Below are 14,911 nucleotides of genomic sequence, written 5' to 3'. Positions count from 1 at the left end.
GACTAGCCCATCACAAGATTTTGAAATTTCCCATTCAAAACTTTAACAGTTTCTTCCATTATTTTTACACCAATCTCATCTACATGGCGATTTTTCCAGCTCTCCAAGCTTGTTCCCCTTACCCAGTCATTAAACGCCCCTAACGCTGGCCCGCAATAAATCTGGTAATCTGCTTGTTGTTCCAAAATACCATCGATTGCTACATGAACAGAATGAGCTAGGTACCACTTAAAAATCATAGCCATTTTATACTTCTGATTTTTTTCTGCTTTATCTATTTCAACTGGGGAGGCGTTCTGCTTGCATTCCTCATAAACCTCCTCAAAACTACGTTTCAGGTATTTAACCTGAATGAGTTTTTTATCTTTTTCGCTCATTTCGTCAAGTGATTGGTATCGAGAATATAATTCAAACAGCCTGCTCGCTCTAGCAGGGAAAAACACTCCCTTTTTTACAACCTGAGCCTTCGCTCCTATTTCAAACCGTTCTTTTGCCGGTGCATATGCGGTATCTTGAATGTGTACCTGCTGTAGCAAGTCTTTAACAGCCTCGCTTGTGCCCGCTTCTACGGTACATTGATTAATAGAACCCGTTAAGATAAAATCCGCACCTAGAATAAAAGCTGCCGCCGCTGCCTCAGGAGTACCAATTCCTCCTGCTGCACCGATTCGGATTTTCTTAGGGTACTTATATTTTTTCATCATCTCATCACGTAGCTGTATCATAGCTGGCAATAAAACATAGGCTACTGCTCCATCTGTAGGCCCCCCTGAGTCAGCTACGATACACAAGTCATCTACCATAGGGATTTTATTGAGCAATTGAGCTTGTTCTCTGGTAATTTGATTTTCCCGAACCATTTTCTCGACGAGGTACTCTGGGGCAGGACGTAGAAATAGTTCAGCCACTTCTGCTCTTGATACCTTGCCGATGATTCGATTCGTGCTCATTACAGCTCCATCCGGGAGCATTTTGACTCCATGTGCACGATACTTTAGTAATGCTGGAGTAATGCTCATGTAAGCAGATGCTTCTATGACGTTGATACCGTATCGAATATATAATTCAACCAGTTGATCTTCTCTTTCTTGTTGATCTGGAGTGTGAAGAAGGTTCATTCCATACGCTTGTCCGCTCGTTAGTTCCTTTTGAATGTATTGAATCGATTCCTCGATTTGAGCCAGCCGTAAGCCTCCCGTACCGAAAAAGCCCATCATCCCAGCCTTCCCCAGTTTCACTACTACATCTTTAGAGGCGATTCCTTTATACATTCCACCAGCTACATAGGGGTACTTCAAATGATAATCCTGCATAAATTGCTTGCATCCAATAGCGGTAATCACATTAGCGTTTGGTTGTTGAATGAAGTGCTTTTCATCGCTATCGCTATTGGATTGCTGGAGAATAGTTGAATTTGTAGGCTGCTGATGCTCTGTTTCAAGAGGTAAGTAAATGGGAGTTGCTTCTGCTGTTATTTTTCGCATCAGTCCTGTTAACACGTTTCCTGGTCCAATTTCTTTGATTTCCATTCCTTCAAATCCCATTAACACTTGCACCGTCTCACACCAGCGGACTGACTCCGTTATTTGTCTGACCAAATTTATTTTCATATCGTTTTTTTGATAGTATCTTGCGTTGACGTTTGACAATACAGGGATGGTACATTCAGAAAGCGCGAATGAATCAATATAATTTTTATACTGCTCTCTTGCCTCTCCCATATATCTTGAATGAAAGGCTCCACTTACTCGTAACAGAATATACGTGATGCCTTCCGTTTCAAACACGAGCTTGGCCCGAGCAATATCTGATTGTAGTCCGGAAATGACAAACTGGCGAGGAGAATTAAAATTCGCAATATCAATGCTATCTAATTGATTTTGAAGCAAGATATGCTTTATCTGTTTCTCATCTATTCCTATAACCGCTGCCATCCCCCCTCCAACGGCTTGGCTCATTACTTCCCCTCTTTTTTTCACCAGCTTTAATCCCGTTATAAAATCAAAAGCTCCTGCTGCAAACAACGCATTATATTCACCTAAGCTGTGCCCCGCTAGGATATCTGGTTTTCTTCCCGTCTCGTTAACGGTATTCAAATACATCAGTGCGTTTACCGTATACAGCGCAGGCTGTGTGTACTCGGTCTGTTGTAATCTTCCTAATGGGTCTTCTAGACACAATTCTTTAATGGAGTATCCTAAAATCGAATCTGCCTGACTCGTGATTTCAGGGTATTGATCAAATAAATCTCCCCCCATTCCTTTTTTTTGCGATCCTTGTCCAGGAAATACAAAAGCAAGCATACTTTTATTCTCCTTTTTTACTGTAGTCCTACTTTTGCTAGCGTAGTTCGTTAGGATATAATCCAAATTTTGTAGCTCCGTTTTATATGGAGTGATAATGGGTAGCATTATTTGATTCTTTTTTAGATTGGACATCGATTTACACAAAGTAGATAGCGTTCCTGAAGGACCTACATCTATATAAATTCGATCATCATCGTCCTTTTGTAAGAAGGTGATCCCCTCTGTAAATTGAATGGGCTTTCGAATTACCTGCCAAAAATAATCCGTATTCCATTCGCTGAGCAAGCTGCCGGACACACTCGATATATAAGGGATTCTAGGATCAAGAAAAAGTTGCTTTTGTAAAAAAGCAACGTATTCATCTGATGCTGGATCAATGCTAGAAGAATGAAATCCATGAGTAACCGGTAATTTGCTACACATGATTCCATTTTTCTTCGCATGCTGTTCAATCATCGCCATATGTTCTTTTCTACCTGATACAATAAAATGATTCTCGTTATGAATAGAAACCAATTCGCTATTCTCGTACAACACCAGATCAGACAAGAAAAGGGACGGACGATCCAAAATAGCTAACATAGCCCCTTTATCACAATGCTTTTCTAGTAATTGTGCCTGCTTCACAACGGATTTGAGTGCCGTATCCACACTACATACACCTGCTGCTACCGATGCTGCAAATTCCCCCATACTCACACCAATAACAGCATCTGGGACCATTCCATTTTCTAATAAAACCATCGTAGTGGCATATTCCACCATAAAAATACACACATGCGTATGCAGCGTACGAGTAAAAGGCTCTGTCATGTTCCTATTGGTCCCATACAACTCACTCTGTACCGATATGCCAATCAGCTCGCGTGCTTTCGCATCTAATTCATTCATGTACGATCTAAAAATACGATTGTGCTCAAATAAGGCTTTTCCCATTTGATAATACTGCGAGCCTTGACCCGAATACATAAATACAAGCGATGGACTCATCTGGAAACACCTCAAGGTAGAATTGAATAAAGATTAGTCTTACCTACTCAATATTGTGCTGGTATCTCAATGTTTACATTGAGCCGTGTAGATTACGGTTAGCGGATTGGAGCACAATTTTATATTCGCTTAGCCACATATTTACTTGAATAAAGTACTCCATTAGCTTGAGTAACAATCCTTGACTAGAGTGCATTTTTCCCTGCAAGAGCGAGGAGTTCCCACCTACTACATGCATCACTTTCTTTTTATCCAATAAATCATGAAGAGGTGCATTCGGATTTGACATGATCTCTTGAAAAATAGACTGAACACCTGCGAAATAGACTGGGTCTTGGGTAGATGGATAAGCGCTCTTTCTACGAAGTCGTACTTCTTCTGGTATCGAACCTAGGAAGGCTTGACGAAGTATACCTTTCTCGATGTTCCCCACGGTCTTCAGCTCAAATGGAATATTAAATGCATACTCCACTAAACGGTAATCGCAAAAGGGAACACGTACCTCAAAGCCCGCATACATACTTGCCCGATCCTTGCGCTCCAATAAACCGACTAAAAATCGAGTGATGAATAAGTATGACATTCTGCGTTGATGCATCTGTGTTATTGTTTCATTTTCAAGCAGTGGTACTTCCTTCGTCGCTTCAGCGTATCTCATCGCTGCATAATGATTTGGTTGAATGCCCTCTATCACATCCTGCTGTAATAAAGAGGCAAATTTATCCCATGTGTTTAACAGCCATGGATACATACGAGAATTCAAATATTCTTCTTGGTGGAACCATGGATACCCGCTAAATATTTCGTCTGCCGACTCACCTGAAATAGCTACCGTAGCATCCTTCTTCATCTCCTTACATAATAAGTGTAAGGATGTTTCCATATCGCCATAGCCGGGTAGATCGCGCATACGCATGGGAATAAGTAAATTTTTGAGCAATTCTTCAGAGGTAAGCGTTATAAAATGGTGCTTCGTTCCCACATACTCAGACAGCATTTTTGCATACGGTGCATCTAAACTAGGACGAGCTTTATCCGCTACAAAATCCTGATCACTTCCTACAAAGTCAACTGAGTATGTAGATAGCTGCTGACCTTTATCAAAAAATTGACGTCCCGCAATCGAAACTAAGCCGCTTGAATCCAATCCACCTGAAAGCATGGATACAACCGGAACATCAGCAATTAATTGGCGCTTAACTGTATCTTCTAGCAAATATCTGATATGATCAGCAGTTTCTGCTGCCGTTTCAGTATGCAACTTACTCTGGAGCTGCCAATATTGGGTCTCTCTTGTTCTTTCCTTTGTAAAGGTTATGGAATGAGCGGGCTTTACTTCGAAAATATTTGAAAAAATCCCATTGCCAGGCGTACGTATGCCACCAAGAGCAATTAATTCAGCTAATCCTTGAACATCAACTTCGCGTTTCACTTCTGGGTGAGCCAGAATTGCCTTTATTTCAGATCCAAATAAAATGGAGCTTCCTTGTTGATAATAAAACAAGGGCTTGACGCCTAAATGATCTCGTGCTAAAAACAGACTCTGCTTCACCTGATCCCAAATCGCAAAGGCAAAAATACCATTCAAATGTTTGACACAATCTTCTGACCATTCCATGTAAGCATGTAGCAATACTTCCGTGTCAGAATTGGTTTTAAATCGATGTCCTCGTTCAATTAATTCACGACGTAGTTCTAGATAATTATAAATCTCCCCATTATAAGTCATAGCATATAAAGGCTCAGACTCGTGATAGATAAAGGGTTGAACCCCGCCCTCAGGGTCAATCACTATTAAACGCCGATGTGCTAATGCTGCGTGTTCCGTGATCCAACATCCTTCAGCATCCGGTCCCCGATGACGAATAGAATCAGACATCTGCTGTAAAATATGCTTTTGATGCAACAAGTTATGTTCCCAATCGATCCAGCCTGTTATCCCGCACATATCAAGGACTCCTCTTTATCTTTTTTTCGACTGAATATAAGTCACTACCGTATGAATTGTCCGTACTAATTCTGAACTAAGCTCATCATCTTCTATTTGAATATCAAATCGCTTTTCGATCGTTACTAGCAATTCCATAATAACAATGGAATCTAAATTATATTGTTTGATAATATCTAGGTCGTTTGAAATACTAGCGGGATCAACTTCCTGACCATAATGTGATTTTATAATCTCCGCCAGATCATTTTTAATGACTAGACCGTAGTCTGCTGAATTTGTAGTTCCCACGTTGGTTCGCCCCTTTTTCTTAAGCTATCTCACTTCTTTTCGACGTACCTTGCCTGCCGCCGTTTTAGGTAAATCATCTCGAAATTCAATTCGTCTTGGTACTTTGAAATCAGATAGTTTTGCACGACAATATTCGAGTAACTCTGCTTCCGTAATGTGATTTTTAACTACTACATAGGCTACCGCCATTTCCCCACGGATAGGGTCATGTTCGCCAACCACTACTGAATCTTCTATTGCTGGATGCTGACTTAGTACCTCCTCAATTTCATACGGATTCACTTTTTTACCATTCACATTTATTGTAATATTCAGACGACCAACCAGATGAAGTTCATTCTCTTTACTTAAATAGGCCAAATCCCCAGTTCTCCACCATCCATCCTCTACTACATAACCACTATCATCCACCTCTTCCTTACGCAAGTATCCCTTAGCAAGCGAATCGCTTTTGATGAGTACTTCATAAACCGTCTTTCCATCAAATTCAAATGGACTCGTCTCATCAAGCATTACATCTACGCCATCAACAGGAACACCTACGTTAGTAGCTTCGCCGATAGATTGAGGATTGCGTTGAATGGAAACAACCCCTGCTTCTGAAGACCCATATATGTTTTGGATTGATAGGTTCAATTTTTCCTTACAGGTCAACATCAGGTCATCTTGCAATGGAGAAGTTGCTGATAAAGCAATCCTAATCTGATCTAGCGGCTTATGAACATGCTCTACCAGCATTTTATAATGGGCAGGTACAGCCATTAGTATATTACATGCCTGCTTGTCTATTTTCTTTTCCAAGCTAGATGGTAAAACATACGCGCCAGTAAACGATACCGATGCTCCACATAAGAAAGGAACAAAGCATCCACAAATTGTGCCATAAATATGATAGGTGGGTGTTGCACATAAGATACGATCTTCAGGGACAATTCCAAGAGCCTCACCTATTCGTTTTCCATCAAGCATAAAGCTTTCCATTTTTTTAACCACTGCTGACGGTATCTTGGTTGAGCCGGACGTTAGAAACACCAGATGGCTCTGATTTACCTCTGGCTTTAAGTATTCGTTCCAACACGCTGCATGCTCGCCTATATTCCCAATTAAAAAAACATGTTCAAAACAGGAAAGCTCGTACCATTCATTGTATCCAAGTGAATCTATTGCCTTACTATTTATTTCACGCAGTACATAATCTGTTTGATACATTGTCATGATCTTCTGCATTTCCTCTTCTTTTAAATGAGGATCAACTAACATGACCGAAATTTCCAGATGACTAGCGGCTATGATCGCTGCCCAGATAACTTCACTTTTTTGGAGAACAATGGCTAGAGGCGTCACTTTATCCAAGCCAAATTTTTGAAAATTCCGAATCAGATGATCTACTTCACTTACCATAGCCTGATTAGGTATCTCTTCTGTCTCTTTGATAATGGCTATTGCATGAGGGTTATGCTCGTTTCGTTGCTTCAAATGTTGATAAATCATGAAATCACCAGCTTTCGCTTCTAAATACCTATTCATCTAATGCAACTGAGTGTTAACAGCCCTCAGCCTTAATGTTTTTCAGCCTTGTTCATATCTGTTTTATTCCGTTGATAAAATGTTAATTTTTACTTCATTTGCTAGTCGCAAACTAAAGTTACCACAAAATGTCATGTTAGTAAATATAAATAAGATCATGTCACGAAAGCTTAATATTTCACTATATGTCAGTAACAAATCCACCTGATTTCTGATGAATGTATATCACTATACCATCGAATATGAACCCTCATTCGAAAACCGTCTCTCATGTGACTTCCCCACTGCTAGCCACTGCTGAACCTCTCCTAAAATCCATCCATTCGAAGTAATTCGAAAAACTTTGACAGGATAACAGGGTATTATTCCGACATCCCACTTTATATGTGGAAAACGAAGTAGAAAAAAGCAGAATTACCAATTCACTCGACATTTTCTTATTTTGGCGCTTTGATCTGCTGATCACATTGTAAAAAGAAGGCTCTGTTTGTTTATTTACTTTTTTAGAATCATAATAAAAATTAACGCAAACCACATTAGAAACCGCGAATCTCCATCAGCAATATGCTTATGTAACGGTGTAATCATCGAATGAAATCGAGTGTTTTCAGGATGCAGACGACATCGTATCATGTTTTTATTTTTTAACTTTTTTATCTTAGATGAATGTTATACAAAATAATGATATTACTAGTGAGCATCTGTAGAATTATGTCTGAAAGAAACCGGACGACGACTGTCGAAGGCTGTAAAACGTTTCTAATTACCGAATAAGTCCTTTTCCTTTGATACGCTAGATATAGTAAGGGTAAGAAAAAGATGAGAGGAGAAAAATTCGATGGAACCAAAACAGCTAAAAATACGGACAAATGTCCCTGAGCCCTTAGAGGATGAAATCGAGCTACAAAACGTAATTAATCAATTAAAAAATGAGTTGGTTCAATTAGTATCAGAAAAGGGTAGCTTTTTAGATCACTCGGTTATTCACCTAAGTCAGACTTTGGATACCTACATCTTGCAGATGCAAAAAAGAAAAATTCACTCAACCTCATTTTTCTCACCCAGCCTCCTTTGGCAATACGCCTAACAGCCAAAACTCAATTCATTAGAAACTCAATCTCGCTGCCCATGATAAATGGAGGAAAAACATGAACAAACAGACAAAACCCTGACGAAGTGCTCCCCATTTGGCGTTTATCTCCAAATAAGCATTTCGTCTTTTATTTGTTGGATCAAAAAATTACAAAAAAAAAGCAAGAGCCTACGCCCTTGCCTCGTACCTTTTTTAGTTTTAGTTCTCGTTCTCACAGCGCTTCTTCATGCTTATGCAACTTGCAAATGCTTACCTATTTTCTATAACCTGTCACGTTATTTGCATCCATCCATTGCTTTTTCATTTGCATTAAATAAGCTAAGTCGGGATCTTCCCAGCCTTGTATAAGCATTAGAACACTTTGAACGGCATGCAGATCATTATACGTCAGGAATGGATAATCTTTAAGTCCCATCGTACCATCAGGCATATATGCATAATGTAAGTTAGAATTTGGCATCACCCAAGCATCCCGCGTTAATTTAATTCCCCACAGCATTTTATCTGCAAGCTCTTTGAATCGCTCGTCTTTTGTTTGCATGTATAACTCATACAGATAATTCATCTCCTGTAATTGATGGTTCAAGGAGCTATGAGTTAATTTATGTGGCTTTTCATGGGAATAATCACTTACCAATATCCCTACTTGACCATTTCTTTCAATTAGAAAATGATTTTGCTGGCTATGCTGTAAGAGAAACTCCGCATACCGCATACTTGCTTGTAATAATCGTTCATCATGATAAGATTGATACGCTTTCAATAACAAATAGGCAATATCCGTATTAAATCGTGTATCATAAAACCCAGCATCTACTTGGTAATCATTCCATAACCATGTTGATTTAGGAGCTGATGGCCAAAATCCTTGTGCATTTTGATTTGGCAAAATAGTGTGAAGCATCATCCAGCCAAGATCATGCGCTGCCCTACTTCCTCGCGTAATCACAAAAGAAGTAGCAAAATAGTTATCGGGATTGCGCCAGAAATAATTGGGACCTGTTGGAACATATGTAGTGGGTGTTCGATCGTAGAAACCATCCCAGCTCCAGCGTAACCGATCTTCAAAATCAATACTTTTCCAGATAAGCTCCATATTTAGTGCATCCCAGTCAATTAATGGTTGAAACGATTCTAATGCCCACACTTCTCCAAACATATGAGATTCCACTGGCATTTCAATACTCACGTTAAAACCACCATATGTCTTTTTCGCAATCATTTTAATTTGATTCATATTTTTAGGTACAATCTCAATTGAATTATGTGTCCGTGGTATATAAATATGTGGTTTACTTAAAATGATCGAATACTGATCTGTCTTGATATACCCGGTATGTACAGGTAAGTTTCCCTGTAAAGATGCTTTCGTCCATTTCGTTTTGGCCCCATTACTTGTAAGATAGCGGAATTCCCCTTGCGTACCGGGAATAAACAGGGAAATTTTTTGCTTGATTTGCTTTACGCCTGGTTTAGATTGTATCCGTTCGATCCAATAACGATCCTGATTAGAGAACATTATTTGTTTTTTCTGTAAATTATATTGAGTTGTACGCTGTTCTGAGTAAGTTTCTTGTAAGCCTTGGTGTGTGTCTCCCCCTTGTACATTAGGGTAAGGAGTAAGACATGTAAGTAGTAGCATACCCGAAAGCGCCTGTATCCATTTTTTCTTTGTCAACAAACGTTCACCTCAATCTCCCCTTGAATTAGAACCATGTGTCTGTTTCTTTTGAGTTAAATTAAGCGTTATCCATCCTACTTGATCCAAGCAATCCCTCATTTATTAGTGATATGTTCGGTTCTCCTATATACTAGACGCTACAAATTAGACTTTGTTATTCTACTTTTCAAAAATATAACTTTATTCTTACTGATTTTATATATACCTATATGATAAATAGGACTTTTTCCCTAAATATTCTCGTAAAAACAAAATATCCCTGAATGACTCAGTTCTAATCGCACCATTTACTTTATACACATTTTGGTTAGAATATAACCAGCAGCTTCAATAAACATGAATAAATCATGCATAGCACACTATATTATTGTAAGTAACTTCGATTTATGTTACAGTTATGCTACTTCATTTAATGATTGGAGAGATTTCCCTATGAATACTGCTACATTCGAAACACTTGTTGAGGTTATGAAAGCACGTCATAGTGTACGCAAATACGAGACTGGAGTAGAAATTCCTCGTTCCGAGCTTGATGAAATTTTGGAACTAGCTGCATCTGCTCCTTCCTCTTGGAACCTGCAACATTGGCGTTTCCTAGTAGTTACAAATCAAGAGAAAAAAGAGAAGCTGCTCCCACTTGCTTACAATCAGCAACAAGTCGTAGATGCATCTGCGGTAATTATCGTTCTAGGTGATGTTAAAGCAAATCTAGCTGTACGCGATATCTACGGAAAAGCTTTAGAAGAAGGTCTAATTAACCAGCAAGTGTTTGATATCATGGTAAATCAAGTAGAAGGTGCTTATGCAAGCAATTCTGAAATTGGCATGAAGGAAGCTATTTTGAATGCCTCTCTTGCTTCCATGCAATTAATGCTTGCAGCAAAAGCAAAAGGCTATGATACGTGCCCAATGGGTGGAATTGATCGTGATGGTATTGTGAAGGAATGCAATATTCCGGATCGTTATTACCCGGTCATGATGCTAACATTGGGAAAAGCAAGTACTCCTGCACATGCTACTGGTCGCTTGCCTCTTAGTGATCTCGTCATCAATGAGAGCTTTTAAGCTATAGAAATAAAACAAAGGCTTGGTGAGAGCAACTCCTCTTACCAAGCTTTTTTTATTGTGTAAAAACTAGCACGAGCTTTACTCGCATTTTACTAGGTAAACGCTATTTGACATACGAAGATTGATCTTAGCCAACCTCTTCCTTTATGTAAGAAAAAGGGCTGTCGTCATGATAACAACAACCCTTTTCTATTCCCAGTAAGGATATTTTTAAAAGATACTTATCCTTTGTACTCAACAAGGTAGTAGTTTTTCTTCCCGCGGCGAATTACCAGGTACTGACCGCCTAGAAGCTCAATATCGGCCAGCTTGGTTTCTAAATCAGTGAAACGAACATCATTTACTGTAATAGCATTGTTGTTCAGATATTCGCGGGATTCACGTTTTGATTTAGCTGCACCTACTTGAACTAGTACATCTACCATTGTTAGCTCTCCATCCTCTAGAGTAGTAGATGGCACATCGCTGAAGCTATCAGCAATTTCAGATGGTGTTAGTTCTTTTAGTCCCCCATTAAACAGAGCAACAGAAATTTCTTCGGCACGTTTCATTGCTGCTTCCCCATGAACCAGACTTGTTACTTCACGAGCTAGAGTACGTTGCGCTTCCCGTTTTTCCGGTTCAGTTGCTACTGCATTTTCTAATGCATTCAACTCTTCCATGCTTAAGAACGTAAAGTATTTTAAGAACTTCACAACATCACGATCATCCGTGTTTAACCAGAACTGATAGAATTTATATGGAGAGGTTTTGCTAGCATCTAACCATACTGCTCCACCCGCTGTTTTACCAAACTTTGTACCATCACTTTTAAGAACCAATGGTAGCGTCAAGCCAAATACTTTTTTCGCTTCCGTCTGATTTTCATTATCTTGGTTCGCACGTCGAATGAATTCTGTACCAGCAGTGATATTTCCCCACTGGTCACTACCACCCATTTGCAATTCACAGTTATGGGTTTGGTTTAATTTCCAGAAATCGTATGCCTGCATAATCATATAGCTAAACTCAGTGAAAGAGATTCCGTTTTCCAAACGAGCACTTACAGAATCCTTAGCGAGCATATAGTTAATCGAAAAATGTTTTCCAATATCACGAAGGAATTCAATTAGGGTTAGCTGCCCTAGCCAATCATAGTTATTAGCCATGATCGCTGGATTACCCTCACGATCAAAATCTAAAAAACGCTCCAATTGGTTTTTTAGCTTGTCGGAATAGCCTTTTACAACATCTGCTGTGTTTAATGAACGCTCTGTAGAACGACCGCTTGGATCGCCAATCATACCTGTCCCCCCACCTACTAGGGCGATTGGCTGATGACCTGCCTGCTGAAAGCGGCGTAAGGTTAGAATGGGAAGAAGGTGCCCAATATGTAAGCTATCAGCAGTTGGGTCAAAGCCCGTATACAGTGTGAGCTTACCTTGTTGAAGACGCTTTGTTAGTTCTTCTTTATCTGTTGTTTGGTAGATCAGCCCTCTGCTTTCTAGCTCTTGAATAATATCCATTGCTACCTAATTCTCCTTTGCAATAATTTGTGTAATTTGTATATCATAGCATAAGTTCGCACATAATTTTATATTGTACCAAAAAAAATATTTACAAGCGATAAAGACGAAAATAAATATGTTTCATTATAGCTCATGCAAGATACAAGCTTTTACCTATTTTTTGATTAAATAGCGATTAACAGGCCTGCCAACTCCACCATATTGAACATCACGCTCCACCATCTGTGTACGTTCCAAGTATTCGAGATAACGCCTAGCTGTAACTCGGGCAAGCCCCACATGCTCAGCTACCTCCTCAGCCGACATGGACTGCTTTTGTTCAACCATGAATTGTTTGATTTGATGCATGGTGATCGAATTTAAGCCTTTTGGTAATTCCTGCTGCTGATGCTCTTGTTTAGCGGGTTGCCCAAATAAGAGAGAATCTAGTTCGGATTGTGACATTGTGGATTGTTCGCCTGTCTGCTTCGCATATTTACTGAAATTATCAAGTGCTTGCTTTATTCGTTCAAATTTAAACGGTTTCATAATATAATCAAAAGCTCCGTGACGCATCATGGTTTGGATAGTCTCCATGTCTTTAGCGGCAGTAATTACGATTATCTCTACTGGATTATCGCCACTACGCAATTGTTTTAGTGTCTCAATACCATTTTGGGAGGGCATGAAAATATCCATGATGGCCAAATCCGGCTGTAGCTCTTGAATCATAGAAAGTCCTTCCAATCCATTAGAAGCCACTCCTATTACCGTAAATCCTTCCACCTGTTGGATAAACAAGCGATGCAATTCCTGGACCATCGGATCGTCCTCGATAATAACGACACGAAACATACTCATTTCTCTCCTTTCATGGGAAGCTGAATGAAAAAGGTAGTTCCATATCCCGGTTCAGAGTCAACCGAAATTTCCCCACGTCCTTTTGTCACAAGCGTTTTTACCAAATATAGTCCTAATCCCTGATTATGCTCGTATTTGGTTGTAAAACCTCTCTCAAACACGCGTGCTTCGGTACTGGCATCCATTCCAGTTCCATTGTCTTCTACCATTAATGATAAGCTTTCCTCGTCTTGGTGTATGCTGATAAATAAGTGCTTGTCTTCCCTCTTTGACATGGTTAAAGCGTCAAAAGCATTTTCAACTAGATTACCAATGATTAGCACAAAATCATGGTGATCCATCCTATTTGGAAATGCATAGAATCTACTTTTCCGGTCGATTTCCACCTGTATGCCCAGTTCTTTGCCTCGACCCACTTTACTGAGTAATAAACCTGAAAGATTATCGTCATAAATATTTTCAGTCAGGAAACTGCTTAGCTCCTCATGTTTTTCGGAAACATCAAAAACGTACTGCAAGGCTTTCTCAGCTTGATTTAATTGGAGTAAGCCTGCGATGGTATGCATTTTATTGCGATGCTCATGGTTTTGTACCCGCAGTGCTTCTACAAACGCTTTCACTCCCGTTAATTCCTCAGCAATTTTGGCAAATTCTGTGCGATCCTGAAAGATTGCAAGTGCCCCTACTGTTTTATTATTTACCTTAATCGGGACACGATTGGACCAAATGACGGCATGCTGCATTTGCAATTCCTGATTATAGATAGGTTGATCTAAGCGTAAAATTTCCGGCAGTCTGGAATCGGGGATTACATCATTAATTTTTTTACCGATCACATCACCTGAAACACGAAAGATTCGCTTGGCGTGCTCATTAAAAATCGTAATCGTTAAAGCGTTATCAATCGCAATCACACCTTCATGCATAGCTTGAAAGGTTGCAGTGCGTTCAATTAGTAACCGGGCAATTTCCTGGGGTTCTAGATTTAACAGTTGCTTTTTCATATGCCGAGCTAACTGCCATGAGCCTATTACGCCAAACAAGAGAGATAGAAACAACGTGATGGTGATGCTCTCTTTTTGATTCGCCAGCATTTCATATAAAGTAGGCAGCATATGTCCTGTCATCACTACCCCAATCTGACGGTGCTCCGCATTCATAACAGGTACGTAAGCCCGTAAAGCCACCCCAAGTTCCCCTTTTACCTTATGCACGAAGGTGTGTTCCGCAAAGGCTGGCCCGGCTTCTTTCCCGGTAAAGGCTGTGCCAATTCTCTCTTCCATTACATCCGATAAACGAATTCGATTCATCGACAATACAACAATATAGCTCACATCATTTACAATTTGGATGCGTTTCGTTGTTGATTGAATCGACTTCCAGCCATCTGGTTTTACGATATTTTCTGCTATCGCAGGTATTTCAGCAACGGTACGCGCAGTAACCAACAACCGCTGTCCTAACTCTGACTCTATCTCCATTGACATTTTTCCGATAATAATAATTCCCCCAATCAAGAGAGAAAATAGTACAATACCAAAGGAGAGAATCGTAATTTTCCAATGAAGTTGTAGGTTTTTGAGCAGAATCTTCACAATCCTTCCGCTATCATCTTTATTGTTTCTATTTTGAAATAGATTGACGGATTCTTCAACTAAG

General features: G+C 39.7%; 10 protein-coding genes. 2 read left to right on the top strand and 8 right to left on the bottom strand.

The window, feature by feature from the left end:
- Positions 1-2 precede the first annotated feature (2 nt).
- From fabD to GOP56_RS03050, 4 genes are all read right to left on the bottom strand, one after another.
- Positions 3-3,296, bottom strand: coding sequence for an ACP S-malonyltransferase (gene fabD / locus GOP56_RS03065; RefSeq protein ID WP_163244458.1), 3,294 nt, complete (start codon positions 3,294-3,296; stop codon positions 3-5).
- 73 nt (positions 3,297-3,369) lie between these two features.
- Positions 3,370-5,244: an asparagine synthase (glutamine-hydrolyzing) gene (gene asnB / locus GOP56_RS03060; RefSeq protein ID WP_163244457.1), complete on the bottom strand. Its 1,875-nt coding sequence runs from the start codon at positions 5,242-5,244 to the stop codon at positions 3,370-3,372.
- A 15-nt stretch (positions 5,245-5,259) separates the two neighbouring features.
- Positions 5,260-5,535: an acyl carrier protein gene (locus GOP56_RS03055; protein WP_022584878.1), complete on the bottom strand. Its 276-nt coding sequence runs from the start codon at positions 5,533-5,535 to the stop codon at positions 5,260-5,262.
- Positions 5,536-5,559: 24 nt separating this feature from the next.
- The gene (locus GOP56_RS03050) at positions 5,560-7,026 is read right to left on the bottom strand and encodes a class I adenylate-forming enzyme family protein (protein WP_163244456.1); all 1,467 of its coding nucleotides are present in this window, start codon (positions 7,024-7,026) and stop codon (positions 5,560-5,562) included.
- An 874-nt stretch (positions 7,027-7,900) separates the two neighbouring features.
- Here GOP56_RS03050 and GOP56_RS03045 point away from each other — a divergent pair.
- Positions 7,901-8,149, top strand: coding sequence for an aspartyl-phosphate phosphatase Spo0E family protein (locus GOP56_RS03045; protein WP_003337204.1), 249 nt, complete (start codon positions 7,901-7,903; stop codon positions 8,147-8,149).
- Between the two features lie 259 nt (positions 8,150-8,408).
- Here the strand turns inward: GOP56_RS03045 and GOP56_RS03040 are convergent, their stop codons facing one another.
- On the bottom strand, positions 8,409-9,833 hold the full coding sequence (locus tag GOP56_RS03040; RefSeq protein ID WP_233882744.1) for a hypothetical protein: 1,425 nt from the start codon (positions 9,831-9,833) through the stop codon (positions 8,409-8,411).
- A gap of 435 nt (positions 9,834-10,268) precedes the next feature.
- Here GOP56_RS03040 and GOP56_RS03035 point away from each other — a divergent pair, with 435 nt between their 5' ends.
- Entirely contained in the window at positions 10,269-10,901 is a 633-nt protein-coding gene (locus GOP56_RS03035; protein WP_003344898.1) for a nitroreductase family protein, read from the top strand.
- 224 nt (positions 10,902-11,125) lie between these two features.
- Here the strand turns inward: GOP56_RS03035 and tyrS are convergent, their stop codons facing one another.
- The 3 genes from tyrS to GOP56_RS03020 form a co-directional block, all read right to left on the bottom strand.
- Entirely contained in the window at positions 11,126-12,409 is a 1,284-nt protein-coding gene (gene tyrS, locus GOP56_RS03030) for a tyrosine--tRNA ligase (protein ID WP_003337201.1), read from the bottom strand.
- 156 nt (positions 12,410-12,565) lie between these two features.
- Positions 12,566-13,246 carry a response regulator gene (locus GOP56_RS03025; protein ID WP_163244455.1) on the bottom strand — a complete coding sequence of 227 codons (681 nt, stop codon included), beginning with the start codon at positions 13,244-13,246 and terminating at the stop codon, positions 12,566-12,568.
- Positions 13,247-13,248: 2 nt separating this feature from the next.
- Positions 13,249-14,847, bottom strand: coding sequence for an ATP-binding protein (locus GOP56_RS03020; protein WP_003344896.1), 1,599 nt, complete (start codon positions 14,845-14,847; stop codon positions 13,249-13,251).
- Between the last annotated feature and the right edge of the window lie 64 nt (positions 14,848-14,911).

The sequence above is a fragment of the Brevibacillus sp. 7WMA2 genome (assembly GCF_010748895.1).
In the GTDB taxonomy this organism is placed as follows: domain Bacteria; phylum Bacillota; class Bacilli; order Brevibacillales; family Brevibacillaceae; genus Brevibacillus_B; species Brevibacillus_B halotolerans.
This window is presented reverse-complemented; position numbering and strand designations above follow the sequence as displayed.

Bases quoted from the DNA above. Each gene is read 5' to 3' on its own strand.
- fabD (WP_163244458.1), bottom strand. From the start codon at position 3,296: ATGAGTCCATCGCTTGTATTTATGTATTCGGGTCAAGGCTCGCAGTAT.
- asnB (WP_163244457.1), bottom strand. From the start codon at position 5,244: ATGTGCGGGATAACAGGCTGGATCGATTGGGAACATAACTTGTTGCAT.
- GOP56_RS03050 (WP_163244456.1), bottom strand. From the start codon at position 7,026: ATGATTTATCAACATTTGAAGCAACGAAACGAGCATAACCCTCATGCA.
- GOP56_RS03045 (WP_003337204.1), top strand. From the start codon at position 7,901: ATGGAACCAAAACAGCTAAAAATACGGACAAATGTCCCTGAGCCCTTA.
- GOP56_RS03035 (WP_003344898.1), top strand. From the start codon at position 10,269: ATGAATACTGCTACATTCGAAACACTTGTTGAGGTTATGAAAGCACGT.
- tyrS (WP_003337201.1), bottom strand. From the start codon at position 12,409: ATGGATATTATTCAAGAGCTAGAAAGCAGAGGGCTGATCTACCAAACA.
- GOP56_RS03025 (WP_163244455.1), bottom strand. From the start codon at position 13,246: ATGTTTCGTGTCGTTATTATCGAGGACGATCCGATGGTCCAGGAATTG.